We start from the raw sequence: 25,692 nt of genomic DNA, 5'->3' as shown, positions 1-25,692 counted from the left end.
TCGTTGTCGTCCGGCTCAATGCGCTTTCACGCTGAATTCCTGAGCGCAAACTGATATCTTGTCGACTTTGGATGTTGCGGAACCTATGGTGCCGAAAAAGACGAAATGGCCCCAATTTTATGTCAAATCATTCCTGTGCATCCGATTCTGATTTCGCCGCAGAGCTTTTCAAAGCTGCAGACAAGATGCGTGGTTCGTTGGAGCCGTCCGAGTACAAGCATGTAGCCCTTGGTCTGATCTTCCTAAAGTACATCTCGGAAGCCTTTCAGGCGATGCATGATCGGCTGAGCGAGGACGATTACGCCGACCCAGAGGACCCTGAAGAATATCTGGCTGAAAATGTCTTTTGGGTGCCGGAAAAGGCCCGATGGTCACATATCCAGCAAAATGCCCGCTCTGAGAACATCGGCAAGATCATTGATGACGCGATGGAGGCCATTGAGGCCGTTCCGACCAATGAAACCCTGAAAGGTGTTTTGCCCAAAACCTACGCACGCCCGACGCTGGATAAAACCATGCTCGGCGAATTGGTTGATCTGTTTTCTAACATCAAACTGCATGACAGCGCTGACCGCGCGCGCGACCTCTTGGGCCGGGTTTATGAATATTTCATCTCGGGCTTTGCCAGCGCAGAGGGCAAGCGGGGCGGTGAGTTTTTCACGCCGCGTTCTGTGGTTCGCACCCTTGTTGAAATGCTCGAACCCTATCAGGGGCGCGTATACGATCCATGTTGTGGGTCGGGCGGCATGTTCATTCAATCCGAGAAATTTATCGAAGAACACGGTGGCCGCCCGGATGATATCGCTGTCTATGGCCAAGAGATTAACCATACCACATGGCGGTTGGCGAAAATGAACCTTGCCGTGCATGGGATTGATGCTGCAATCGAATGGGACAGTGCAGGCAGTTTTCACAAAGACAGTCACCCTAACCTCAAGGCCGACTACATCCTTGCAAACCCACCGTTCAATATCTCGGACTGGGGCGGGGATCGTCTCGCCGAGGATCTGCGCTGGCAATACGGAACGCCACCCAAAGGCAATGCCAACTTTGCGTGGATACAGCACATCATCCACCACCTTGCCCCGCGCGGTCATGCGGGGGTGGTGCTGGCCAATGGCTCCATGTCCTCACAAACCAGCGGTGAGGGTGAGATCAGGAAAAAACTGATCGAGCAGGACCGCGTCGATTGCATGGTCGCCCTGCCGGGGCAGCTTTTCTATTCCACGCAAATTCCCGTCTGCCTGTGGATTTTGAGCCGCGATAAATCCGCCAACGGACTGCGAGACCGGCGCGGAGAGGTGCTGTTCATCGACGCCCGCAACATGGGCCATATGGTGGACCGGGTGCGGCGCGAGTTCTCGGATGAGGACATAGACAAGATCGCAGGCACCTACCGCCGCTGGCGCGCCAAGCCCGAGACGCTGGAGGAGAAGAGCTGGGAGGCCTACGCCGACACACCTGGCTTCTGCAAATCCGAAGGGCTGGAGACCATCCGCAAGTTCGACCACGTGCTGACGCCGGGGCGGTATGTCGGGGCTGCTAAGGATGAAGGCGATGGAGTGCCGTTTGAAGAGAAGTTTGCGTCTTTGACAGAAACTCTCACTCAACAGTTCCAAGCTGCACGGAAACATGAGCTGAAGGTTTCTAGGCTTCTGTCGACGGTTCAACATGACTGAGTTTGCTACAACAGAACTTGGCAAAATTGCTGCACCAGAGAAAGGCTCCATTGCGATTGGGCCATTCGGTTCAAGAATGAAAGCCGACGTCTACACCAAAACCGGCGTTCCAGTCATACGCGGCACCAATATCGGCGCTGACAAAACCCTAAAGGGCGACTGGGTGTTCGTGCCGGAAGAGTTCGCGGACGAAATACCAAACTGTATTGTGCATCCCGGCGATCTTGTCTTTCCACATCGTGGCTCAATTGGGGAAGTCGCACTCATACCGGCTGGTGTCGAACGTATAGTTCTTTCTTCCAGTATGATGAAATTCAGGGCCGACAGAACAAAGGCGGTCCCTGAGTTTCTATATTACTACTTCAAGTCAAAGGCTGGCCGAGCCGAAATTCTCAGGTTTGGCTCTCAGGTTGGAACACCCGGTATCGGGCAACCGCTAACTTCATTGAAGCGCTTTGTTACTCCTTTGCCTAAGCCGAACGTGCAAGCTGGCATAGCTCGGCTTCTTGCATCACTCGATGACAAAATCGAGTTGAATCGGCGGATGAATGATACGTTGGAAGAGATGGCGCAGGCACTGTTTCGGGATTGGTTCGTCGATTTCGGCCCCACCCACCGCCAAATGGAAGGCTTCATTGACCCCGCTGCCATCATGGGCCACGCCTTCCCCCCCGAAACAGCCGCTACCCTCGCCCCCCTTTTCCCCGCAAAGCTAGGCGACGATGGCTTGCCGGAGGGTTGGGAGAAGCGCGTGCTGCACGACCTCACCGATTGGGTAAACGGCGCGGCATACAAGAACATGCACTTCTCAACCGAACCAGACGCCCTACCGGTAATCAAAATCGCGGAACTGAAGGCAGGGATCACAAAGACCACCAAACACACCAACACCGCTCTTGGCGCGAAATTCCGGATCAGCAACGGAGAGGTGCTATTTTCTTGGTCGGGAAATCCGGACACTTCTATCGACACATTCATTTGGTCAGGCGGCGAGGCTTGGCTGAACCAGCATATTTTCGCTGTCAGGCCCAACGGGGAAGTTGACCTGTCGCTCCTGTATTTCTTGCTCAAATACCTGCGCCCTCAATTCGCTGAGATTGCGCGTGACAAGCAAACGACCGGACTGGGCCACGTCACCAAGCAGGACCTAAAGGGGATGAGGGTCTGTTTGGGTTCCAGAAAGGTCGAGAGCGCCGCAGTCAATTTGTTTAAACCTCTTTTCGAAAAGCTCTACGCAAATCAGCAAGAAAACCAAACCCTCGCCCAGTTGCGTGACCTCCTCCTGCCCAAGCTCATGTCCGGTGAAATCCGTCTGAAAGACGCGGAGGCCGAGGATGAACTGGATACGAAGCAATCCAACGTGATTTTCGCAACAGACATGTTCGGCGCACCAGTCCTGACACCTGAGCAAGAGGCAGAGCGCGAAGTTGTCATGGTAGCGGCCAACGTAGACGCACTGCAATCAGATGATCTACTGGTTGGGAATGTGCGCCTTATGAAAGCAAACTACCTGATCCATCGACGAATGGGCTGGTCCACCAGCAGTTTTGAACGACGCGCTGCGGGTCCTCATTGTAAACGGCTCAATGATGACGTTCGCGAAATGGCTCGACAGCGGAGCTGGATACGGCAGACGACTTCGACCAACGCACAAAGCAAACGTATTCTAGGCAACCGTCCGGCGAGCAAATTCTCGGAAGTTGTACCGCTAGTCTCCCAATATGGTTTGAGCGACGCAATCGACTGGCTGCAAAAACACTTCAAGGGTGCATCACGGGACTGGATGGAATGCGTGGCCACTGTGGATGACGCGATGCAAGTGTTAAACCGTCAGGGCGTTGAAATCACAGTTGAAAGTATCAAAAACAATGTCGCTGCCACCCCTGAATGGAAAGCCAAGCTCTCTAAGTCGAATTTCTCGGACAATGAAATCAGGAAAGCGATCAAAAAGCTGGGGGAGATATTCTAGGTATGCAGGCGCATGAACATGCTTCTCTCACTATGAAGCAAACAGCGGAAAGGAGCCTGGCTTGACGGCCCGCTTGATCAATATCTATTGCGACGAAAGCTGCCATCTGGAGAATGATCGGGAGCGGGTCATGGTGCTGGGTGGCGTATATTGCGACGCGTCGGAAATCCGGCGCATTTCAAACGCTATTCGCGGTATCAAGGATAGGCACAATATCGCGCCGGGGTTTGAGATCAAATGGACCAAGGTTTCGAATGGTGCGCTGCCATTTTACCGTGAGCTGCTGGCCTTTTTCCTGAATGATACATCCCTACGATTTCGGGGTGTTCTCGTTCCTGACAAGTCCATCCTGAATCACGCTCAATTCGACCAAACTCATGATGATTGGTACTACAAGATGTACTATCTCATGTTGCAATATGTGTTTTCAGCGCCGCATTCCTATAATGTTTATCTGGACATCAAGGACACGCGCGGCAGCGATAAAGTCCAGCATATGCACGATGTTCTCTGCAATAAGATCTATGACTTCGACCACCAGACAATTCGCCGTGTACAGCAAATTCGCTCACACGAAAGCCCGATATTGCAACTGGCTGATCTGTTGATCGGTGCGGTTGCTTATCAGAATAGGGGGCTTGAAGGCAGCGAGGCCAAACTGCGGTTGATTGACGATTTGAAGATTAGGTTGGGAGATAACATCCTGACACGGACATCATCGTTTGGTGCAGAGAAGTTCAACCTATTGCGATGGGTTCCCAACGGCGGGGCCGTATGACTCTACCTGATTTAGTTTCATTCAATGATTTTGATGGAGACTGGCCTCGCTACGAGAACGGCCTCTATGCCGTTTTTCAGGGAGACATCCTGCGCTATGATCTGCGATTTCGAGGATCAAGGGTCACTGCGCGTCGCAATCCAGAGCATGAGCGCAAATGGGCAGGGTTTTGGCACCTGATTTCTGAAGGGCGCGTCGAAGATGACCGTTTGCCGGATTTACGGCGATGTGAACGCCTAACGTGGATTCGGTGGATTATCGAAAATGCGGACAGTTGTACTGAGATTGATGTTTGGGAGAACCGCCGCGGGAGTGAAACGAACACCTTGTTGTGGATTCGAGAGGAGTATTTGGTTATTCTATCCGCTCGATCCGAAAATTTCCTATTAAAAACAGCGTATTGTACTGAGCGAGAACATCGTATTCGTAAGCTCAGGAAGGAACGGGATAGTGCGAACAAGAACCCATGAAACGGCTGAAGCCGCGCCGGTTTCCCGGAGCGGCCTCGAATACTCCTTCTACGCATGGCAGATGAGCTGTCCTCAAAATGTGTTATGTCGCGGCAAATGTCAAGTTCGGCCAGCGTGCGCGGTAGTAGGGATTTGAAATGAGTTTTACGGAAGATCTTGTTGAGCTTGCAGCTCTTAACATCCTTCAAGACCTCGGTTGGCGCTTTGCAGATCCTCAGTTGATTGCACCGGATGGCATCGAAAGGGCGCGCGGATCTTTTGGCGAGGTTCTATTGCGCGATTTATTGTCAGATGCCGCAAAACGGTTGAATCCAGATATTCCGCAAGAGGCACTGGATTCGGCGATCCGGCAAGTGCAGATTTCAGAAACACCATCTCTGATTGAAGAGAATCGGCGCATTCACCGTTTGCTTGTCGACGGTATCGACGTTGAATATCGCCGCGCGGACGGAACGATCAAGGGCGACAAAGTCTGGCTGATCGATTTTGCCAACCCATCCAACAATGATCTGACCGTGACCAATCAGTTCACCGTGGTTGAAGGCGGGCATAATCGCCGCCCGGATGTTGTGGCGTTTATCAACGGTCTGCCTTTGGCTGTAATTGAGCTTAAGAATGCCGCCAGTGAAAACGCCACGATCCATGACGCGTTCAATCAATTGCAAACCTATAAACAGCAGATCCCCTCGCTGTTTCGCACCAATGCGGTGCTAATCACCTCAGACGGGCTACTGGCGCGGATCGGGTCTCTGAGTGCAGGCGAAGACCGTTTCATGCCATGGCGCACGGTAACGGGCGCACAGGATGATTTCACGCCGGAAGGCCCGAAAGAGATGGAAACCCTGCTGCGTGGTGTGTTTCGGCCGGAATACCTGTTGCAGCTGATCCGCGATTTCACGGTGTTTGGCGACAAGGGGGATGGGCCTTTCAAGATTGTAGCGGGGTATCACCAGTTCCACGGCGCACGCAAAGCCCTGGCCAGCGCGATTGATGCGGTTAGCGAGGATGGCGACCGTAAGGTAGGGGTGATCTGGCACACGCAGGGCTCTGGCAAAAGCTTCTTGATGGCGTTTTTTGCGGGGCTTTTGGCGCGGTCTGCGGATTTGGGCAACCCCACGGTAGTTGTCTTGACCGACCGAAATGATCTGGATGATCAACTGTTCGGGACCTTTGCTATGTGCAAGGATCTGATCCGCCAGACTCCCGAACAGATCGAAGACCGCGCGGACTTGCGCGAAAAACTGGATCGCCAATCCGGCGGCGTGATCTTTTCGACCTTGCAAAAATTCTCGCCCCAAACAGGGGAAGAGCATTTCCCGATGTTGTCGGACCGGCGCAATGTCATTGTGCTAGCCGATGAAGCCCACCGCAGCCAATATGGGTTTGATGCAAAGCTCAACCGTGTCACGGGTGAGCGGCGTTATGGCTATGCCCATTATGTGCGCCAAGCTCTGCCCAATGCGTCATTTGCTGGGTTTACCGGCACGCCGATTGAGGCGGCGGATGTGAGCACCCCAGCGGTGTTTGGCGAATATGTCGATATCTATGACATCAGCCGAGCGGTTGAGGACAAGGCGACGGTGCCGATCTACTATGAGAGCAGGTTGGCACGTGTCGAGCTGGAGCAAGATAAGCTGCCCGAGATTGATGCGGCTGTCGATGCGTTGTTCGATGATGAGAGCCTGTCGGAGCAGGAAAAGGCCAAAGCCAGTTGGAGCAGCGTCGAGCGGCTTGTGGGTGCGCCTTTGCGGTTGCAAAAAGTTGCTGCCGATATCGTGTCCCATCTCGAAGGTCGCATTGAGGCACTGGATGGCAAAGGCATGGTTGTGTGTATGAGCCGGAAGATCTGCGTTGATCTTTATGATGCTATCATTGCATTGCGCCCAGACTGGCATTCAGAAAGCGACAATGAAGGCGTGATCAAGATTGTCATGACTGGCTCGGCCTCTGATCCGGTGGATTGGCAGCGACATATCGGTAACAAAGCCCGCCGTGATCTCTTGGCCAAACGTGCGCGAGACACCAAAGATCCACTGAAGCTGGTCCTTGTGCGGGATATGTGGCTTACGGGATTTGATGCTCCCTCGATGCATACAATGTACATTGACAAGCCCATGCGAGGTCACGGGTTGATGCAGGCCATCGCTCGCGTGAACCGGGTGTTTAAGGATAAGCCCGGTGGTTTGGTGGTCGATTATATCGGCATTGGACAGAATCTAAAAAACGCTCTGCAAAGCTACACCGCAACAGATCGTGACCAAACGGGCATCAGCGAAGAAGAAGCAGTTGCTGCACTTCAGGAATTTGTTGAGCAATCGCGTGAGCTTTTTGCGGGGCATGACTATTCTGTGGGAATTTCTGGCACTCCGCAACAACGCTTAGTTGCGCTTGCGGATGCTATGGAATGGGTGCTGGACAAGCAGAAAATAGCTGCGGATAGGGTCAAGGATGAAAAGACTCGCCGTTGGGAGCTAAACCGCTTTCAAGAGCTTACAACGCAGCTCTCCAAGGCATTTGCCTTGGCTTCGGCCAGTGACTATGCCCAAGAGGTCAAAGAAGAGGTTGGCTTTTTCCAAGCTGTCAAAGCCGGGTTGACCAAAACTGCGCCAAAATCAGGTCTGAATGCCCAAGAGAAAGAGTTCGCGGTGGCGCAGCTTATGTCTAAAGCCATTGCTGATGCGAGCATTATCGATGTGCTGGCCGCCGCTGGCGTGAAAAGCCCGGAGATTTCCGTTCTGTCTGATGAATTCCTTACGGAAATTCAGGGGATGAAGCAGAAAAACCTAGCGCTTGACGCATTGCGTAAACTGCTGGCCGGTGAAATCAAAGCACGTCAAAGACAAAACGTGGTTGAAGCAAAAGCATTTTCTAAACGCTTAGAAGCCGCCCTTGCACGCTATCATGCCAACGCGATCACCAGTCTGGAAATGATCCAGGAATTGATCGATATGGCCAAAGAGCTTAACGCCTCTGCGCTACGTGGGGATGATCTGGGCATGACGCCAGAGGAACTGGCATTTTACGACGCTCTGGCGCTGAACGACAGTGCGGTTGAAGCGATGGGAAACGATGAGTTGCGTGTGATCGCTCATGAATTGGTAGAGCAATTGCAAAAGAACGTCACGGTAGATTGGTATCTGAAAGAAAGTGCCCGTGCCAAGATTCGCGTCCTTGTGCGCCGGATCCTCAAAAAATTTGGCTATCCACCTGATCTTGCTCCGGCGGCAATCAACACGGTTTTAAGCCAAGCGGAGACGCTGTTGCGCTGGTCGTGATCTTCAGAAAAACAGCTTTAGATCTATGCGTCGATGTTTCATCAGTGTGCGCACCATCCGTCGCCCAATCAAAATACCGATTGGCCCCACTGCAACCAGCAGCCAGTAAAGTGAGCGCGAGATATCCCATGTGATCTGATCAGACGTCGCAATAATGCCGGTTGTGCCGACGATCAGAGAGACGCCACCGGCAATGGCAAGGCGGCGAGCGAACTGGAACATCTCCTGATCACATGGATCTAAGTGTTTGCCTGAAGAAACGGGAGGTGGGCTAATATCTGTCATGTCGATTTCCGTCAGAGCGTATCAAAATACTTACGGGCTACTTCGGCAGGAGTTTCATCACTTTGTGAAGCCTGCTCCGCCACGAACCCAATAATTTTTCCGAGCTTTTCTACCGGAAAGTTCGCTTGCCGGGATTTGTGTTCCTTCAGTACGGCCACTGAACAGGTCTCAGCCAATCCGGGGCTGTTGCCTTTGCGCAACTTCCCTGCGCCGGTCAATAGCCACTCAAGATTCACATCAAACCGGTCGCTGATTATGACGGCTGCTAATGCAGGTAGATCACGCTTTTCTTGCTCGTAGTATTTGTAGGTTCGATCTGAAACATCGATTGCCGCCGCCATGACTGGTTGGGTGAAGTCGTTGAGTTTGCGGATTTCCCGCAACCGTAGGCCAATTCCCGATAAATCCGTTGACAATGGTGCACCTAAGTTTATCAATAGTGCATATAAGTGCACTATTGTGTATTTAGATTCTGTTTTGTTCACTCTTGCAGAACTTTGAGTCATTTCACAACAGAAAGGTGAAGAGTGGAGAAATCTCTCGAAACCCCGAAGGAGCTGGCTGAACGAGTCGGGCTTCCCGTGACGAACATTCGGTATCTGATCCGTGAGGATATGCTGGATCATATTTTCACCGCCCCCGGCAAACGTAATCCCAAAATCCCAAGTGGCGCGTGGGAGAAGTATATCGCGCAATATACAGTCAAGGCGCAGGCGAAGGGGGCGGCTTCATGAGGTCGAAGACACCGCTGATGGCCAGTGAAACCACAGCCGCACGATTATTGGATCTGGGGGCAAAACAGTTCCGATCTTTGGTGGATGAAGGTTATTTGCCAAAAGGGCATGAGATTGCCCCGGGTGTCGTGCGTTGGGATACTGATCTGTTGAAACAGATCTCAAATGGTGAGGCAGGCGACATTCAGGGATCAATTGAATGGTGATCCGGCGCAAGAAATACCTGTGGCGGCATTCGTCCGGTCGCTGGTATGTGCGTAAATGTGTCAACGGCAAAATGATCTATCTTGGGCGCGTCACAGCGGAGGAAGGCACCGCCGATTTTGACCACCAGTATTGGGAAATCGTAAGCGGCAAGAGGGCAGAGGCCAAAACCTCTTGGGCCGCACTGATTGCTGCCATGCGTGACACCGACAAATGGGCAAATTTTTCGCCTCGGTATCGCAAGGATCTGGAGCCTGTATTTGAATACTTGATCGAGAAGATTGGCAAGGCGGACGTGGCGCGCCTGACACAAGCCGATATTTACGATGCAATGGAAAAGAACCGGCATAGGGTTCGGTTCGCAAATTACATCCCGACTGCGATCAGCATGTTGTCCAAATTAGCGATCCGCAAGCGGTGGCGAAGGGACAACCCCGCGATTGATATCGAGCCGCTCAAAGTTCCGAAGGCACGTAAAAAGCCGCATGTGCCGTGGGCTGATTGGGCGGTGGAAAAGATGCGTGATGAAGGGGAACCGCTTCCTTTGCTGATCTTTGAAATTGGTGTGGGCAGTGTGCAGCGCCCCGGTGACTGGGTGGATTTTCAGTGGGGCGATTATGATGGCGAAACCTTGAAGCTGCGGCAAAACAAGACTGGAAAGCCATTGCTTTTGCCTTGCACTGAGGCATTGAGGGCGGCGCTGGACCGGGCGAAGACTGAGCTGGGGTTCTCTCCACATCCATCACGGCACATCTTAACGCGCGCAGATGGCTCAGCGATGGATTACTATGCCATGGCGCGGGTCATGGTGCGGGAGCGTAAGCGATTGGACCTGATGGCCTTTGACCAACACGCGCTGCGCTATCGTGGTGTGATGGAACTGGCTTGGGCGGGATGCACCGACGACGAGATTGCCAGCTTCAGCGGCCATACGTCCAAAGCCATGATCATCAAGTATGCAGGCGAGGCGCGGCAAATCATGCGTGCGCGTCAGGCGGCAGCAAAGCGCAAATAATTTGCGAACAGAACAAGCACAGAACGAGAAACTGATACCCGAGGTGATACCCCATGACAGCAGAAAATCATAAGTTATTGATTTTAGTGGAGGCGAGTACCGGAATCGAACCGGTGTACACGGATTTGCAATCCGCTGCGTCACCACTCCGCCAACTCGCCTTTTCAAGTAAAATCAAATACTTGCCGTGGTGTGACAGGCGTTTTAGCAGCTTTCTTATGGGGCGTCCAGAGGATTGCGTGTAATTTTGGTGCCTGAGGCGGGAAATGCTGATCTGGGCCGGATCACAAACCTGTCGCACGGTCCGGGCTGTGGCAACAGGGCCGTTGCCGGTTGCTGCGGGATGTGGCAAAAGCCAAAAAAACGTGGGAATTCAGACGAGAGATCACATGACAGATTTCGCAACCCGACGCCGCACTATGGTCGATACGCAGATTCGGCCCTCTGATGTCACGAAATTCCCGATCATCGATGCCATGCTGACCGTCCCGCGTGAAAATTTTGTGCCGGATGCGCAGCGCGAGGCCGCCTATGTTGAAGGCATAATCGATCTGGGGGACGGGCGCAGCATGCTGGAGCCTCGGACTCTGGCCAAGATGCTGGACGCTGTGAATATTTGCAAAGATGAGGCGGTTCTGGATATCGCGCCGGGGCTGGGGTATTCCACCGCCGTTGCCGCGCGCATGGCTGAACTGGTGGTTGCTGTTGAAAGCGATGAGGCGCTGGCCGCAGAAGCGCAGGATGCCCTGACCGAGGCGGATGCAGACAATGCCGTGGTGCATGTGGGCCCGCTGGAGCAAGGGGCCGAGGAACACGGGCCTTACGACGTGATCATGATACAGGGCGGCGTGCAGCAGGTGCCGGACGCTCTGCTGGGTCAGTTGAAAGACAACGGGCGCATCGCCTGTCTGTTTGTGCAGGATGGTCTGGGCGTCGTTCGGATCGGGCGCAAGGCGGGTGACCGGGTCAGTTGGCGCGACGCGTTCAACGCCAGTGCGCCGACACTGGACAGTTTTTCAGTCGAGTGTGCATTTTCGCTATAGTCGGGCGGTGGTTTTTTCTGCCACCTTGATTAGTTGAAAACGGCAACGCAAACTTCCCGCAGGGCAGTGTAAATTTGATTTGAGAGGATTTGGTGATGCGTGGAACGGCAACTGGTAAGCTGGTCAGGGCCTTGGCGGTGACCGCTGGTCTTGCCCTTAGCGTTATGCCTGTACGCCTGGCATGGGCGGACAACCTGACCGATGCCTTTATCGGGGCGTATAACACCAGCGGTCTTCTTGAACAGAACCGCGCGCTGTTGCGTGCCGCTGATGAAGATGTTGCCATTGCGGTGTCCGCGCTGCGTCCGATCATCAACTGGACAGTGCGCGTTTCGCAGGATTACACGCGGACAACGACCAGCGGTATAGTGGTCCGGAACGAGCCTTCGACATTCTTTACCGGCCTCACGCTGGCCCAGTTGATCTATGATGGCGGGTTCTCGATTCTCGGTAAGCAATCCGCGCAGGAAATCGTGTTGTCCACGCGCCAAAGCCTGATCGATGTCGAGCAGGCCATTCTGTTCCGCGCAGCAAACGCTTATCTCAACGTCGTTCTGCAGGAAGAAACCGTGCAGATTCAGGTGAATGACGTCGATGTGTCGGCCGAGGAACTTCGGGCCTCGCGGGACCGTTTCGAAGTGGGCGAAGTCACCCGTACCGACGTCGCCCTGTCTGAGGCACAGCTGGCCAGTTCCCAGGCCGATCTGGCGGTTGCACGCGGTAACCTGAGCACGGCGCAGGCGGAATATGTAAATGCCGTCGGCAAACTACCGGGGGCGACCGCTGGTCAGCCCAGCCTTCCGTCACTGCCCCGGTCCGAGTCCGAGGCGATCTCGTTCGCGCGCCGCAACCATCCGGCCATTCTTGCGGCCCAGCACGAAGTGCGTGCGCTTGATTTGCAGGTCCAGCAGCAGCGGGCGAATCTGGGACCGAATGTCACGCTGAATGCGGATGCGGGCATTACGGAAAGCTATGACAATGACGATGACACCGAAAATGCGAGTGTCTCGCTGAACTTCAACCAGCCGATCTATGCCGGCGGACGTCTGGCGGCATCGGTGCGCCGGGCGATGGCCACCCGCGATGCGTCGCGCGCGAACCTTCTGAACGTGCAAAAGGACATCACGCAGGGCGTGTCCGAAGCCTATGCAAACTTTCAGGCCGCTTCGGCCAGCCTGCGGGCATCGACCGAGCAGGTACGCGCCTCGCAGGTCGCCTTTGACGGGATTCGCGAAGAGGCAACCCTGGGCGCACGGACCACGCTGGACGTTCTGAACGCGCAGCAGGATTTGCTGGATGCGCAGCTGAACGAGGTCGCCTCGCGCACCGAGCGTTCGCGCGCTGCCTATCAGCTGTTGCAGGCTCAGGGCCTGTTGACGGCGGAACGTCTGGGTCTGGCGGTGCAGATCTATGACCCGACGCTGTATTATAATCTGGTCAAGAAAGCCCCTGCACAGGTCAGCAAACAGAGCAAAGACCTGGATCGCGTCCTCAAAGCGTTGCGTCGGGACTGACGGGCAATACTATCTGTTGTTCGCTCTGACAGGATTGGCTACACTCGGGCCTGAGGAAAGAGCGGTAGAGCAAAATGACGGACAATGTCGTAAAAGCCGGGATCGAAGACGTTTTGTCTTCGGTCAAACGTCTGGTCAGCGAAGAGGGGCGCAAAGCCCCGTCCTCGGGCGCGCGCAAGCCCGGGCGTCTGGTGCTGACCGAGGCGTTGCGAATCTCAAAACCCGCTCAGGTTGAACAGCCCCCGCTAAAGCTGGAACCGAAATACAGCGCCGAGGAATCGGCGAAACCAATGCTGCTGCGCGCCTGTGACATCGTGAAGGCCGATGCGGCGGCCAACAGTGACACTCCGCGTCAGGAAGAGGCCACGCCAGAGCCTGAGGCCACCGAAGACCCCGCAACCAGCCTGAGCGCGAAGATCGAAGCGCTGGAGGCTGCGATCGCCCGGACCGAGGATCAGTGGGAACCCGATGGCGACAGTGACGATGCCTATTCGGGGACACCGACTCAGGGCCTCGCCTGGACCACGGATTCAGGGTTCGAAGAGCCCGAGCCAGAGGATGTGCCTGTAGAGCAGGCAACAGACGTTGAGGACGCGGCTGCAGCGGTCGAGCCCGAGCAGGAAGAACCGCAACCAGCCACCTTCATTCGTTCGCCCGAAGTCATGCCTGTGGCCGAAGACGCTGTGCCCGCGCGCGACGTGGCCATCGACGAAGACGCGCTGCGTGACATGATTGCCGAAGTTGTCCGGCAAGAGCTTCAGGGCGTGCTGGGCGAGCGGATCACCCGCAATGTGCGCAAGATGGTCCGGCGCGAGATTCACCGGGCGCTGGCAGCGCAGGAGCTGGAATAGCCGCTCAGCCCCGCTGCGGCGGCTGCGCAAGGTCCAGCAGTAAATCAAGGTTCATGTTCTGCTCTAGGTGATCGGCCAGATCATCCAGCGTTTGCTCGACACCATCCTCATAGACGGTTTCCGATTTCACACCCAGTTTTGCCAGAAACTGCGCCCGAAACGCGTCGGACGAAAATATGCCGTGCAGATAGCTGCCCAGAATGCGCCCATTGGCGCTGGCTGCGCCTTCGGGGCGGCCCTCAACCTCTAGCCAGGCCCGCGTACAATCCGGGCCTTCCGTTTCGCCCATATGAATCTCATACCCGCTGACCGGTTCGCGGTTGGGCAGGGCGCAGGCTTCGGTCAGCGTGACATGCTTTTTACCGGCCATGACAGTGTCCACATCCAGCAGGCCCAGCCCTTCAACCTTGCCCGGCCGACCGTCCACCCCGTCGGGGTCCGAAATCGTTTTGCCCAACATCTGATAGCCGCCGCACAAGCCCAGAACATGCCCGCCGCGGCGTACATGGGCGAGAAGGTCAATATCCCAGCCTTGCGCCCGGAAATAGGTCAGATCGCCAATGGTGGATTTGCTGCCCGGCAGCAGCACAAGGTCGGCATCGCCGGGCAGGGGGCGGCCTGCGGGGATGACCTCGACGCTCACACCGGGTTCGGCGGAAAGCGGGTCCAGATCGTCGAAATTGGCCATGCGCTCAAGCTGAGGTACAACGACCTTGCACGCCCCGCCGGTGTGTGAACGGATGTCCATCATATCCTCGGCGGGCAGCTTCCACGCATCGTGGAACCACGGCACCACGCCCAGACAGGGCCAGCCCGTGCGCGCGGCTATATCGTCGCGGCCCTCATCAAACAGCGACACGTCGCCCTTGAACCGGTTCACGGCAAAGCCCTTGATCATCTCAAGATCGCCGGGGTCCAGCACGGCCTGAGTACCAACGATCTGCGCGATTACACCGCCCCGATGAATGTCTCCAACCAGCACCACCGGCACACCGGCTGCGCAGGCAAAGCCCATATTGGCAATGTCGCCTTTGCGCAGGTTGGTTTCCGCCGGGCTGCCCGCGCCTTCGATCAGCACCAGATCTGCGTCGCTGCACAGCCTGTCGAAGCTTTCCAGCGCGGCCCCCAGCAGTTTGGATTTGTCCTTGCGGTAATCCCCGGCCTTCATCGTGCCTGCGCGCTGGCCCTGAACGATGATCTGCGCGCCGGTGTCGGTTTCAGGCTTCAACAGGATCGGGTTCATATCCGTATGCGTCGGACGGTTCGCAGCCCACGCCTGCAGGGCCTGAGCGCGCCCGATCTCGCCCCCGTTTTCGGTCACGGCGGCATTGTTTGACATGTTCTGAGGTTTGAACGGGGCCACCCGCAACCCGCGTCGCGTATAAGCGCGCGCCAGTCCGGCTACCAATACCGATTTTCCGACATTGCTGCCGGTGCCCTGAATCATTATGGCGCGAACCATGGTCGTCTCCTATACCTTGTCGCGCAGATGACCTGATTTAAGGCCAAAGGGAAAGCCCCGGATGAACACGCCAGCGCATCTTTTGATCGGTGCTGCCGCCTTTGCGCGGCCCGCACGGGGACGCATCCTGTGGGCGGCGGTGCTGGGATCACTGCTGCCGGATCTGTCCTTGTATCAGATGGCGGGGACGTCGCTGTATATCCTCGGCATCCCGCCACAGGTCGTGTTTGACGAACTTTACTTCTCGCCCGCCTGGCAAACGGTCTTTGCCATCGACAACTCATTCATTCTGTGGGGGTTGGCTTTGGCGTTGGGGATGTGGCGGGACTGGTCGTTTCTGACGGTGGCCGCTTCCGCAGGACTGCTGCATCTGGTGATGGATTTTTTCCTGCACGCGGGCGACGGGCGGCCTCAGTTCTGGCCGATCAGCGATTGGGTCTTTCACAGCCCGGTCAGCTATTGGGACAGCACCCATCATGCGCTGTGGGTGGCCCCTGTATCCGCCATGATCTGCCTGTTGGCCTATGTCGCCTTATGGCAGCGCGGCCTGTCCATCACGGCAAAGCTGTTCTTTGCCCTGCTGCTGATGGCCGAGGTCTGGGTGCTGCGGCAGTGGCTGCTGTTTTTCTGACCCCGCAACAGAAAAGCGCGCCCCTGTTGACGGAGCGCGCTTTTTCAAAGGGAAGTCGCCCAGTGTCTAGGCAGCTTCGGCCTGCTGAGCGGCATTGCGACGCTCGCTTTCTTCACGCGACAGCGCGACCGAGGTCCGCACGCCACGGCCAACGAACTCCATCAGTCCGCTGACAACCCGCTCATTCGGGTCGATACCGGCGCAGGACAGCACCTCGCGCCCATCGCGCGAGCGTGCCCAGCGGGCGATCTGTTCGGGGCCATTGCCGTATTTCTTGTCATCGGCGATAGCGTCATCAAGTGCAGCCAACACAACGGCCGCGAAAAGTTTGCGTGCACGATTGCCTTGCTCGTTGTTAAAGGCAGTGCCGTCAACGAAATCTCTCATCTCGTCTTCCTTGTTGTTCTTGCTCTTGCATTTTCGGCGTGACGGTCCTTATGACCTATTAGGTGCGATTCGGATACACCTAAAATGCATAGTTGCGTTGCGTCATGTGCATGGCTTGCTGCAAGTGCAGCACTAGGTCTCGTTGTCTTGTCAGGGTTGGTCCTGCCAGATATAGGGACCGCAACTGACGCATCAACCGTTTGTGAAGGATTTATGTCATGCCCAAGATAAATGGGAACGAAATTCGCCCCGGCAACGTGCTTGAGCATAACGACGGGCTGTGGGCGGCTGTGAAAGTGGATCACGTAAAGCCCGGTAAAGGCGGCGCTTTTGCCCAGGTCGAGCTGCGCAACCTGCGCAACGGATCGAAGCTGAACGAACGGTTCCGCTCGGCGGACAAGGTCGAACGTGTGCGCCTGGAACAGAAGGATCAGCAGTTCCTTTATGAGTCCGACGGGATGCTTGTGTTCATGGATGCCGAGACCTATGAGCAGATCGAACTGCCCGCTGACCTGCTGGGCGAACGCCGCCCGTTTCTGCAGGACGGCATGACCATCGTGGTCGAATTCTACGAAAGCGAAGCGCTGAACGCGACGCTGCCCCAGAAAGTGACCTGCAAGATCGTCGAGACCGAGCCAGTGGTCAAAGGTCAGACGGCTGCGAACTCGTTCAAACCGGCGATTCTGGACAATGGCGTCAAGGTCATGGTGCCGCCCTTCATCGGGCAGGATGAGATGATCATCGTGAACACCGAATCCATGGAATATTCCGAACGCGCGTAACGCTGCGTTACCGGATCGAAAAGACCGCGCAGGCACCCGCCCGCGCGGATTTTTATTTTCTGTGCATCTTCCGATAGCGGGTCGGATCCGGGCCGAAAAGCTCTAGCATCAGTTCGTATTTGATGCGGTTGGCGCTGACCTGCCGGTAGAAGGCGATCAGAAAGGCCGTCGGCCCCTGGATGCGTCCCAGCCCGCTGACGGCGGCAACCACGGTGCCCACATCGGTTCTGCCTTGCAGGACCAGCCAGCCGCCCAGCATCAAAACCCCGACCGTGCCCGCGCCGTTGATGACGCTCAGCAGGAACTTGGCGGACAGTTTCCATAGGAACATCCTCCGCCGGGTTTCGTAGATATCGTCGAACATCGCATCGATGTCTTTTTCGACGGCCTCAAGGTCTTCGACCGTCAGGCTGTCGGTGGCACTGCGCAGAATTTGTACGCGCCGGGCGACGAAGACGTTCACTTTGCGCTGGGACAGGAGGACAATGATGATCTGCGGCACGATCATCGAAAACGCAATCATCCCAAGCCCCGGCTGGGTGGACGAGATATAGCCGATCACGCTGATCAATGTGCCGATCTGCACCACAGGGTCCGAGAACGCGCCACCTGCGAATTTGCCCAACTCTTCAGCCTCGGCAGAGATGGCCGTGCTCATCGCGCCCTTGCGGACCGTTTCACCGGATTCGTTCAAATCGGTCGAGCGCCAAAGCAGCCGTTGCCGGATCATGCGAATGAGGTCTTCGCCCAGAGTGCCCGCGCGGTAGCCCAGAACCCATTTCAGCCCGAGGCTCAGCAGGATGACACCCATCATGCCCAGACCCAGCAGGATCAAGCGCTCGGTTCCTACATCGTCCGAGGTCAGGTGGTTGATGATGTCGCGCTGAAACTCAAGGGGTACGGCGGCCAGCGCCGCAACGGCCAAGGACAGCACGATCAAGATGATCTGCCGACCGGCACTGGCGCGCCAAATCGCAAGGTAAAGCTGTAGCATGCGGGCATCCGGGTGGTTCCGTTGCCCGTACTGTGACAGTGGGGAGGACTACGTCAAACCGGCAGGGTGTGCATAGCAACCCAAGCGTAACGGATCGGCAACAGCGTCGGATCAATCCGCTAGAGTGACAATAGCGTCTGCAGCTTGCATCGGCCCGCTTGCGCGGTCAAAGCGCAGATAGGCAATGGCGTGGTCGCCGGATCGCGTGAACAGGATGCCCACCGGTTTGCCATTGGCAGTGATCTCGGTCCCGGCGGACGCATCGCCGGTGATCCGGACGCGGCGCAGCCCTTTGCGCAGTTCGGTTTTGTGCTTCATGCGGGCGGTGACTTCCTGACCGACATAACAGCCCTTTTTGAAATCCACGCCGTTCAGACCCTCGAACCCGGATTCCAGAATGTAGCTGTCCGGTGTCAGTTCCACCCCGCTTTCGGGGATGCAGTGGCGCACGCGGATCGCGTCCCAATCGGTACCGTCATCGCCTTCGGGAATGTCAGAGTATGCGCGCCAGCCCATATCGGCATGGCGCGGATCGGGCAGGGCGCCGTCCGGTGCAGGCCCGGTACCGCGTTGCAGGTTCAGGCCAGACGGTTCGATTGTCACATCCGCCCGCAGCTTGTACATGCCCAGTCGCTTGGCTAGCCCATCCGCCATGTCCTCGGCCACGTCCAGCAGCACAGCATCGCCGTCACGCTTCAGGAAGAAGTCAGCCAGATATTTGCCCTGAGGCGTCAGCAGCGCCGCATAAACCAGCCCCGTGTCCAATCCGCCGATATCGTTGGTGATGAGGTCCTGCAAAAAGCTCTCGGTGTCCGAGCCGGTCAGGCGCAGGATGCGGCGATTGGGCATGGCAGGGTCCTCGTCATTTGCCTTGGCCTCGTGATATAGGAAGTTCCGCTGCCAAGACCAGAGGTTATCCGCCGTGCCCGCCCCGATCAGCATCGTGATCCCCACGCTGAACGCTGAAACCGCGTTGCCCGCCTGCCTTCAGGCTCTGATGGAGGGGCTGCACGCCGGTCTGATCCGCGAACTGATCATCAGTGATGGCGGATCAACCGACCAGACCTTGAACATAGCCGAGGAAGCCGGGGCCGAGGTTGTCGAAGGACCCGCCTCGCGCGGGGGGCAGCTCAGGCGAGGATGCGCGCTGACAAAAGGTGACTGGGTGTTGGTTTTGCATGCCGATACTGTGTTGGAACCGGGATGGGCAAAACCCGTGGCAGATCATTTGGCGTCCAAAACCCCGGCGGCGTTTCGGCTGGCGTTTCGGGCCAAGGGGATCGCTCCGCGATGGGTCGCCGGTTGGGCCAATCTGCGCAGCCGTCTGTTCAGTTTGCCCTATGGCGATCAGGGTCTGCTTGTCCCGCGCGATCTTTATATCCGCGCGGGGGAATACAAAGATCAGCAGTTGATGGAGGATGTCGCCCTTGCCCGTGCCTTGCCGCGGATCACGTTGCTTGACCCGCGGGCCGTTACAAGTGCGGAACGCTATGAGCGGGCGGGCTGGCTGCGGCGGGGTGCTCGGAATCTGTGGACTCTGACACGGTATCTTCTTGGGGCCGATCCGGAACAGCTGGCTCAGTCGTATCGGCGATAAGGGTTGTCCGCAGCTCGACAATGGATTTCCCCAATCGGAAAGGTGCTGCGAAACTGACCAGACACAAGGCGACGATCTGCAAGACCAGAATATGCGCGTTGGCCTGCAGATATTCCCATTCGTCTTTCAGCTTGCTGACCTGCTGGATCAGGTCGTCATAGCTTTGGGCCAGGATCAGATAGTCTCCGGCAATCGCGGGCACCTTGCGGCGCATGTTGTCGATGGCGGTTTGTGTTTCGTCATCCATCGAGGTGAAGACCAGAAAATGGTCGATATCGAACGCATCGGCCTTGGCGGCCATCTGCTCCATCTCGTCCTTGTCGTCCCGGCCGAACAGGAAATGCAGCCCTTGCAGCGGGGCGACCTCGTTCGTGACTTCGATGAACAGGGGCAGATCTGCGTTGCTGGCGGTTGAGGCCGACAGAAACTCGACCTTCTCGCACAGAACGCCTGTATCCGGGTCATAGGCCGGATCGCAGAACCGCAACCGGAACCGCGCAGCGTCGCGGTCAAAGGCTGATGAGGCCGCAAATGCCACATCAATCTGTCGGTCCAGCCGAGAGCTGTCGGCCGTGTAAAGCCCCGCCAGAACCGCCACCAAAGCCCCGATGCCGCCCAATACGACCCAGACCAGATCGGCCAGTTTCCAAGCCCGGTGCCCCGCTGGCTTGCGGAACAGAAAGCCGGTTCCGACCGATCCGATCAGAAAGAACAGGATCAGCAGTGGCAACTGGTTTTCGGTCACAAATGTCATGGGGCTGAGTTTAAGTGGTCCGTCCCCTCACGCAACAGCGATCACGCGCAGTTGTTTCGTTTTACAGGATGCTCATACTGGCTGTATCAATCAGGAGATTTCCATGACCAAAGACATCGTTCTGATCCACGGCGCGTTTGCAGGCCCATGGTGTATGGAAGATTACGCAGGTTTCTTCCGTGAACGCGGCTGGACCGTCCACACCCCGGCGCTGCGCTATCACGGCGGTGACCCGAAGGCTGAACCGGATCCGGGCCTGATCGATACCAGCGTCACGGACTATGCCGATGACATTGCCGAGTTCGTTCAGGGATTGGACAGCAAACCCGTCCTTCTGGGCCACGCAATTGCGGGCGTCGTGGCGCAGCAGGTGGCCGCGCGCGGCTTGGCCAGTGCGATTGTCCTGATCAACCCAAACGCCGCCTGGGGCACACTGCCCGAAACCGACGACGAACGCGCCGTGCCGCGCGCGCTGATGGAGGGCGGGGCGTTCTGGAAACAGCCCATGCGGGTCGAATTCGACCTGATGGCCCCCTTCGCGCTGAATAAAATGCCTGAGGCACAGCAACACGCGGTGTTCGACCAACTGGGCCCGGAAAGCGGGCGGGTGATGTTCGAGATGTTCTTTTGGATGTTCGATGACCACCACGCTATGAAGGTCGATATCGACAAGGTCGATTGCCCCGTGCTGATTGTTTCCGGCACCGAGGATCGGGCTGTGAACCCCAACACCTGCCGCGCGCTGGCGAAACTCTATGGGGACCGCGCGACCTTCTTGCCGGTCGAAAACCACGCGCATTTCCTGTTTATGGAGCCGGGGTGGGAGGGTCCAGCCGCCCAAATCGCTGATTGGCTGCAGGAAAAGCTGGATTAAGCCACACATCCCGTATTGAGATCGCTCAAACGCTGTGCAACCTGCGTAATTGACCCAATCAGGACCAATACTCAGCGCGGAAGGCACAAGCGTGACCCTGTTTGTCATCCTCATCATTCTCACGGCGGCCCTGCTGCACGCGGTCTGGAACGCCATTGTCAAAACCGCCGCCGACCGGACGACAACGCTGGGCCTTGTGGCGTTTGGGCACGTCATCCCGGCCTCGGTGATGATCCTGCTGCTGCCGCTGCCCAGCGCCGAGAGCTTCATCTACATCGCGCTCTCGACCGTCGTGCATTTCGGCTATTACTTCATGCTGGGCAAAGCGTATCAGCACGGCGATCTCAGCGTCGTCTACCCCATCGCGCGCGGCATCGTGCCCGCGCTGGTCTCGCTCTGGGCCATGCTGCTGGTGGGCGAGGTTCTGCCCCTGCAAGCCTGGGCCGGGATCGCCCTGATCGCGCTGGGCATCCAGCTGAGCAGTTGGAGCGCCCTGCGCTCCGGCGTCGGGCGCAGCGCGCTGGGCTTTGCGCTGGGCACCGGGTTCTGCATCTCGATCTATTCGGTGGTCGACGGGATTGGGGTGCGGCTGTCGGGCAATACGCTCAGCTACTGGGCCTGGGGCGCGTTCCTACACCTGTTCATCGCGACTTTCGTAGGGGTGCGGAAGCGAGACACGCTGGCGGCGCTGCCCGCCAAGGTCTGGATGATCGGCATCCTTGGCGGGCTGGTGTCGATGACGGCCTATGGCTTGGTGCTATATGCCAAGAACTTCGCCCCGCTGGGCGCGGTCTCGGCCCTGCGCGAAACATCCGTGATCTTCGCCGCCTTGATCGGGTTCATCTTCCTGCACGAGGGCAACTGGATTCGCCGTCTGGGCGCTGCGGTCCTGATGGCGGGCGGAGTCGCCCTGATCGGACTGGCTGTCTAGCAGACGTCACTTGCTGACCTGAAACGTGCTTTGCGGCTTCCAATGCATCGGCCCGGCCTCGCTGGGGACACAGCGCAGCAGCCGTTCCTCGCGCGTACTGACGGTCGGCGTGACGGTGTTGTCACCGCTGATGACGATGAACGAGTCCATCGAATAGGCCATGCCTTCGTAATAGCAAAACCGCGTCTCGGCCCCATCCGGGATCGGTGATGCGGTGCTGAGCACCTGCTGCGCGGCGGCTGCCGAGGCCAACAGGCCAAAGGCCAGCCCGAGGGTTAGTGTTTTCATGTCGTCCTCCCGTTCGAAAATCTGTTCGTGGTCAAATTGGGTCTTGGACGCCCGGAGCCTCAAAAGTCGTTCTTGGATGACGGGTTGAGGGTAACTGTGAACGGGATCAACAGGTTAGGCAAGGGGAGTGCAGTGCGCCGGGCTGAAGCCCGGCCTACGGGGTGTGGAGATGTTCTGCCCTATCCATCCAATGCATGATGCGGGGCATCATGCACGCGCCCGACCCGCCCCCCAGGGCGGGCGCGTTCGGCACCCACCCTCGGGCCGGGCGTGAGGGTTTTGGCGAAGTAGGGTGGGTGTTTACACCCATCTCGCAATACGGGTTTGATGGCTGTAAACACCCATCCTGCGCTCGCTCGATATTAGAATTTGGTGGGTACGAGCATACATCCCACGTAACTTGGTCGACTACCAACTAAAACAACGGTCGCTCGACCAAGCGAAAATTCTTGAAGTCGGGAGCGAGTCGCACAGGAAACCTTTCCATCCGCGTCGTTCATACGGCCAAGAAAAAATAACGTGCCCTTCAAAATCAGTCATCGCCAAAGTGTTACTTCCGTCAAAGACTAACAAATGAGCGGAATACCGGCGTAGCACTCTCCAAGTTTCGTATTCAACTGATTGGACAGACGTATTGATGTCACTGGTGAAGATTCTGGATTCTGCGTCATTGGCACCTCGATGCATTGCCGATACCGCTAAAATTAGGACCACCCGCAAAATCCATGCTTTTATGGAGCTTAGGTTCAGTTTTTCTGAAAGTTTGCCTTCAGAATAAAGAATAAGAATCAAAAGAAAAAAGTAAAACCAAATGCTTGAAAGCCAAACACCGCCGAACAACAAGAAAATTGTGAATCCAGTAACCGCAAAGGACCACAGAAAAAAATCGAACCACCAAGAGTCTAAGCCACCCTTTTCAAACTGACTCTCGTCAAAGCCTTTGTTAGTTAATCCATCAGAAAGTCGGGACAACGCAAAAAGAAGAAATATTGCCGTGGCGAATGGGATCGTGAAAATGCTTGTCTTAACCAGATCAGCAACGTCAAGTAAGTCGCCCATCTTTATCCGTAGTTGCCACGCGAAACCAAACTCATACAAGAACGCCAGTGAGACCCCAGAAATCGAAATTACTGGGACGGTTTTAGTACTAAATAGAATTGGCTCGGACTTCTTTTCGGTTCCATCACTCAAACATCCAACTCCTCCACAAACCGCGCGTTCTCCTGAATGTACTGGAACCGCAGTTCGGGTTTCTTGCCCATCAGGCGTTCGACCAGATCGCCGGTTTCGCCGGGTTCGTCCTCGTCGATCGTGACGCGGATCAGTTTGCGCGAGGCCGGGTCCATCGTGGTTTCTTTCAGGTCCTTGGCGTCCATTTCGCCCAGACCCTTGAAGCGCGAGACGTCGATCTTTCCCTTGCCGCCCAGACCTTTTTCAAGCCACTCGTCGCGCTCGGCCTCGTCCAGACAATAGACGCGCTTGGCGCCTTGCGTCAGGCGGTAGAGGGGCGGGCAGGCCAGATACAGGTGGCCCGCGTCGATCATCGGGCGCATCTGGGTGAAGAAGAACGTCATCAGCAGCGAGGCGATATGCGCCCCGTCCACATCCGCGTCGGTCATGATGATGACCTTGTCATAGCGCAGGTCGTCGACGTTGAACTTGGTGCCAAGCCCCACACCCAGCGCTTGGGTCAGGTCGTTGATCTCGGCGTTCGTACCAAGTTTCGAACTGGCCGCGCCCAGCACGTTCAGGATTTTACCGCGCAGGGGCAGCAGGGCCTGTGTTTTGCGGTCGCGGCCCATTTTGGCGGACCCGCCCGCCGAGTCGCCCTCGACAATGAATAATTCCGTGCCGTCGCGTGTTGAACTAGAACAGTCCACCAGCTTGCCGGGAAGACGAAGTTTCTTAGTGGCGGACTTGCGTTGTGTTTCCTTCTCGGCCCGTCGGCGTAGACGTTCTTCGGCTCTCAGTATCAGGAAGTCGAGAATGGCGCCGGCGGATTTCGTGTCAGCCGCCAGCCAGTTGTCGAAATGGTCGCGGACCGAGTTTTCGACCAGCCGCTGCGCTTCGACCGTGGCCAGACGGTCCTTGGTCTGGCCGACGAATTCCGGCTCGCGGATGAAGCACGACACCAGCGCACAGCCGCCGGTGATCAGGTCATCGCGGGTGATCTGTGCGGCTTTCTTGTTGTTGATCAGCTCTCCATACGCCTTGATCCCCTTCAGGATCGCAGCCCAGAACCCGGCCACATGGGTGCCGCCTTCGGGCGTGGGGACGGTGTTACAGTAGGACTGGATGAACCCATCGCGCGAGGGCGTCCAGTTGATCGCCCATTCGACCTTGCCGGGGGTGCCGAATTTCTCGTTGAAGTCCACAGTGCCCGCGAAAGGTTGCTCGGCATAGGTGGACGAGCCGTTCATCGTCTCCTTGAGGTAGTCGGACAGGCCGCCGGGGAAGTGGAAGGTTGCCTCGGTTGGCGTTTCCCCGTCGTCGATGGCGGATTTCCAGCGGATTTCCACGCCAGAGAACAGGTAGGCCTTAGAGCGGATCGATTTAAACAGCCTTGCGGGCTTGAACCGGTGGTGGCCGAAGATGTCGGCATCTGCGTGGAACGTCACCGTGGTGCCGCGCCGGTTGGGGGCCGCGCCGATCTTTTCGACCGGGCCCAGAGGGACACCGCGCGAAAACCGTTGTTCGAACAGCGTCTTGTCGCGCGCCACCTGCACGACCATCGAATCCGACAGCGCATTCACCACCGATGCACCCACACCGTGCAGACCGCCCGAGGTCTGGTACGCTTTGCCCGAAAACTTACCGCCCGCGTGCAGTGTACACAGGATCACCTCAAGCGCGGATTTGTCCGGGAACTTGGGGTGCGGGTCGATGGGAATACCGCGCCCGTTGTCGCGCACGGTCAGGGCGTAATCTGCGTGCAGCTCAACCTCGATCCGGTTGGCGTGGCCTGCAACCGCTTCGTCCATCGAGTTGTCGAGGATTTCGGCCACCATATGATGCAGGGCACGCTCATCCGTGCCGCCGATATACATGCCGGGGCGTTTGCGGACCGGTTCCAGACCTTCCAGCACCTCGATGGACGAGGCGTCATAGGTAGTGGTCGCGTCAGGCGTCAACAGATCGTCGGGCATATGGGCTGCTCTTGCTTTTGAGTTTCCCC

Annotated in this window: 25 protein-coding genes, 1 tRNA gene and 1 pseudogene; 16 read left to right on the top strand and 11 right to left on the bottom strand. The window is 56.9% G+C overall.

Annotated features, from left to right (window positions below):
- Positions 1-119 precede the first annotated feature (119 nt).
- The 5 genes from ACR0KJ_RS06575 (at position 120) to ACR0KJ_RS06555 (ending at position 8,171) form a co-directional block, all read left to right on the top strand.
- Complete coding sequence (locus tag ACR0KJ_RS06575; protein ID WP_480626223.1) at positions 120-1,679, top strand: class I SAM-dependent DNA methyltransferase; 1,560 nt, start codon at positions 120-122, stop codon at positions 1,677-1,679.
- Entirely contained in the window at positions 1,672-3,648 is a 1,977-nt protein-coding gene (locus ACR0KJ_RS06570) for a restriction endonuclease subunit S (RefSeq protein ID WP_480626222.1), read from the top strand. Before ACR0KJ_RS06575 ends, ACR0KJ_RS06570 begins: the two co-directional genes overlap by 8 nt.
- Before the next feature lie 61 nt (positions 3,649-3,709).
- Positions 3,710-4,426 carry a DUF3800 domain-containing protein gene (locus ACR0KJ_RS06565; protein ID WP_480626221.1) on the top strand — a complete coding sequence of 239 codons (717 nt, stop codon included), beginning with the start codon at positions 3,710-3,712 and terminating at the stop codon, positions 4,424-4,426.
- Complete coding sequence (locus tag ACR0KJ_RS06560; RefSeq protein WP_480626220.1) at positions 4,423-4,896, top strand: hypothetical protein; 474 nt, start codon at positions 4,423-4,425, stop codon at positions 4,894-4,896. Before ACR0KJ_RS06565 ends, ACR0KJ_RS06560 begins: the two co-directional genes overlap by 4 nt.
- A gap of 137 nt (positions 4,897-5,033) precedes the next feature.
- Positions 5,034-8,171 (top strand): type I restriction endonuclease subunit R, encoded by a 3,138-nt coding sequence (locus tag ACR0KJ_RS06555; RefSeq protein ID WP_480626219.1) that lies wholly within the window; start codon positions 5,034-5,036, stop codon positions 8,169-8,171.
- A 3-nt stretch (positions 8,172-8,174) separates the two neighbouring features.
- Here ACR0KJ_RS06555 and ACR0KJ_RS06550 read toward each other — a convergent pair whose 3' ends face one another.
- Positions 8,175-8,456: a hypothetical protein gene (locus ACR0KJ_RS06550; RefSeq protein ID WP_480626218.1), complete on the bottom strand. Its 282-nt coding sequence runs from the start codon at positions 8,454-8,456 to the stop codon at positions 8,175-8,177.
- Between the two features lie 11 nt (positions 8,457-8,467).
- Positions 8,468-8,872, bottom strand: coding sequence for a helix-turn-helix domain-containing protein (locus tag ACR0KJ_RS06545; protein ID WP_480626217.1), 405 nt, complete (start codon positions 8,870-8,872; stop codon positions 8,468-8,470).
- 111 nt (positions 8,873-8,983) lie between these two features.
- Here ACR0KJ_RS06545 and ACR0KJ_RS06540 point away from each other — a divergent pair, with 111 nt between their 5' ends.
- From ACR0KJ_RS06540 to ACR0KJ_RS06530, 3 genes are read left to right on the top strand one after another with little or no spacing between them, the layout of a single operon-like run.
- On the top strand, positions 8,984-9,190 hold the full coding sequence (locus ACR0KJ_RS06540) for a hypothetical protein (protein ID WP_480626216.1): 207 nt from the start codon (positions 8,984-8,986) through the stop codon (positions 9,188-9,190).
- A gap of 17 nt (positions 9,191-9,207) precedes the next feature.
- The gene (locus ACR0KJ_RS06535; RefSeq protein WP_480626215.1) at positions 9,208-9,396 is read left to right on the top strand and encodes a hypothetical protein; all 189 of its coding nucleotides are present in this window, start codon (positions 9,208-9,210) and stop codon (positions 9,394-9,396) included.
- Entirely contained in the window at positions 9,390-10,409 is a 1,020-nt protein-coding gene (locus tag ACR0KJ_RS06530) for a tyrosine-type recombinase/integrase (protein WP_480626214.1), read from the top strand. Before ACR0KJ_RS06535 ends, ACR0KJ_RS06530 begins: the two co-directional genes overlap by 7 nt.
- An 87-nt stretch (positions 10,410-10,496) precedes the next feature.
- On the opposite strand, the gene ACR0KJ_RS06525 is transcribed toward ACR0KJ_RS06530, so the two are convergent.
- Positions 10,497-10,570, bottom strand: a tRNA-Cys gene (locus ACR0KJ_RS06525).
- 228 nt (positions 10,571-10,798) lie between these two features.
- Between ACR0KJ_RS06525 and ACR0KJ_RS06520 the strand changes: the two genes are divergently transcribed.
- The 3 genes from ACR0KJ_RS06520 to ACR0KJ_RS06510 all read left to right on the top strand — a co-directional run bounded on the left by ACR0KJ_RS06520 (position 10,799) and on the right by ACR0KJ_RS06510 (position 13,817).
- The gene (locus tag ACR0KJ_RS06520; RefSeq protein ID WP_170449561.1) at positions 10,799-11,452 is read left to right on the top strand and encodes a protein-L-isoaspartate O-methyltransferase family protein; all 654 of its coding nucleotides are present in this window, start codon (positions 10,799-10,801) and stop codon (positions 11,450-11,452) included.
- Positions 11,453-11,547: 95 nt separating this feature from the next.
- A complete protein-coding gene (locus ACR0KJ_RS06515; RefSeq protein ID WP_170449564.1) occupies positions 11,548-12,966 on the top strand; it encodes a TolC family outer membrane protein in 1,419 nt (472 codons plus the stop codon).
- A gap of 74 nt (positions 12,967-13,040) precedes the next feature.
- The gene (locus ACR0KJ_RS06510) at positions 13,041-13,817 is read left to right on the top strand and encodes a ribonuclease E domain-containing protein (protein ID WP_170449567.1); all 777 of its coding nucleotides are present in this window, start codon (positions 13,041-13,043) and stop codon (positions 13,815-13,817) included.
- A gap of 4 nt (positions 13,818-13,821) precedes the next feature.
- Here the strand turns inward: ACR0KJ_RS06510 and ACR0KJ_RS06505 are convergent, their stop codons facing one another.
- On the bottom strand, positions 13,822-15,279 hold the full coding sequence (locus tag ACR0KJ_RS06505) for a cobyric acid synthase (protein ID WP_170449570.1): 1,458 nt from the start codon (positions 15,277-15,279) through the stop codon (positions 13,822-13,824).
- 61 nt (positions 15,280-15,340) lie between these two features.
- Between ACR0KJ_RS06505 and ACR0KJ_RS06500 the strand changes: the two genes are divergently transcribed.
- On the top strand, positions 15,341-15,910 hold the full coding sequence (locus tag ACR0KJ_RS06500) for a cobalamin biosynthesis protein CobQ (protein WP_480626213.1): 570 nt from the start codon (positions 15,341-15,343) through the stop codon (positions 15,908-15,910).
- A 66-nt stretch (positions 15,911-15,976) separates the two neighbouring features.
- On the opposite strand, the gene ACR0KJ_RS06495 is transcribed toward ACR0KJ_RS06500, so the two are convergent.
- The gene (locus ACR0KJ_RS06495) at positions 15,977-16,297 is read right to left on the bottom strand and encodes a DUF6280 family protein (RefSeq protein WP_037310273.1); all 321 of its coding nucleotides are present in this window, start codon (positions 16,295-16,297) and stop codon (positions 15,977-15,979) included.
- 218 nt (positions 16,298-16,515) lie between these two features.
- Here ACR0KJ_RS06495 and efp point away from each other — a divergent pair, with 218 nt between their 5' ends.
- Positions 16,516-17,079 carry an elongation factor P gene (efp, locus tag ACR0KJ_RS06490; RefSeq protein WP_170449576.1) on the top strand — a complete coding sequence of 188 codons (564 nt, stop codon included), beginning with the start codon at positions 16,516-16,518 and terminating at the stop codon, positions 17,077-17,079.
- 52 nt (positions 17,080-17,131) lie between these two features.
- On the opposite strand, the gene ACR0KJ_RS06485 is transcribed toward efp, so the two are convergent.
- Both ACR0KJ_RS06485 and ygfZ read right to left on the bottom strand, forming a co-directional pair.
- Positions 17,132-18,073: an ABC transporter transmembrane domain-containing protein gene (locus ACR0KJ_RS06485; protein WP_170449579.1), complete on the bottom strand. Its 942-nt coding sequence runs from the start codon at positions 18,071-18,073 to the stop codon at positions 17,132-17,134.
- Between the two features lie 111 nt (positions 18,074-18,184).
- Positions 18,185-18,922 (bottom strand): CAF17-like 4Fe-4S cluster assembly/insertion protein YgfZ, encoded by a 738-nt coding sequence (gene ygfZ / locus ACR0KJ_RS06480; protein WP_170452989.1) that lies wholly within the window; start codon positions 18,920-18,922, stop codon positions 18,185-18,187.
- A gap of 73 nt (positions 18,923-18,995) precedes the next feature.
- Here ygfZ and ACR0KJ_RS06475 point away from each other — a divergent pair, with 73 nt between their 5' ends.
- Positions 18,996-19,670 (top strand): TIGR04283 family arsenosugar biosynthesis glycosyltransferase, encoded by a 675-nt coding sequence (locus ACR0KJ_RS06475; protein ID WP_480626212.1) that lies wholly within the window; start codon positions 18,996-18,998, stop codon positions 19,668-19,670.
- 7 nt (positions 19,671-19,677) lie between these two features.
- Here the strand turns inward: ACR0KJ_RS06475 and ACR0KJ_RS06470 are convergent.
- Positions 19,678-20,424, bottom strand: a pseudogene (locus tag ACR0KJ_RS06470) (hypothetical protein); the annotation flags it as partial.
- Between the two features lie 103 nt (positions 20,425-20,527).
- Here ACR0KJ_RS06470 and ACR0KJ_RS06465 point away from each other — a divergent pair.
- Complete coding sequence (locus tag ACR0KJ_RS06465; RefSeq protein WP_480626211.1) at positions 20,528-21,298, top strand: alpha/beta hydrolase; 771 nt, start codon at positions 20,528-20,530, stop codon at positions 21,296-21,298.
- Positions 21,299-21,389: 91 nt separating this feature from the next.
- Positions 21,390-22,229: an EamA family transporter gene (locus tag ACR0KJ_RS06460; protein ID WP_480626210.1), complete on the top strand. Its 840-nt coding sequence runs from the start codon at positions 21,390-21,392 to the stop codon at positions 22,227-22,229.
- A 6-nt stretch (positions 22,230-22,235) separates the two neighbouring features.
- On the opposite strand, the gene ACR0KJ_RS06455 is transcribed toward ACR0KJ_RS06460, so the two are convergent.
- The 3 genes from ACR0KJ_RS06455 to parE form a co-directional block, all read right to left on the bottom strand.
- On the bottom strand, positions 22,236-22,517 hold the full coding sequence (locus tag ACR0KJ_RS06455) for a hypothetical protein (RefSeq protein WP_480626209.1): 282 nt from the start codon (positions 22,515-22,517) through the stop codon (positions 22,236-22,238).
- A 408-nt stretch (positions 22,518-22,925) separates the two neighbouring features.
- Positions 22,926-23,708: a hypothetical protein gene (locus ACR0KJ_RS06450; RefSeq protein WP_480626208.1), complete on the bottom strand. Its 783-nt coding sequence runs from the start codon at positions 23,706-23,708 to the stop codon at positions 22,926-22,928.
- Entirely contained in the window at positions 23,705-25,663 is a 1,959-nt protein-coding gene (parE, locus tag ACR0KJ_RS06445; RefSeq protein ID WP_170449595.1) for a DNA topoisomerase IV subunit B, read from the bottom strand. Before parE ends, ACR0KJ_RS06450 begins: the two co-directional genes overlap by 4 nt.
- Between the last annotated feature and the right edge of the window lie 29 nt (positions 25,664-25,692).

Source organism: Ruegeria sp. AD6, assembly GCF_056542325.1.
This window is presented reverse-complemented; position numbering and strand designations above follow the sequence as displayed.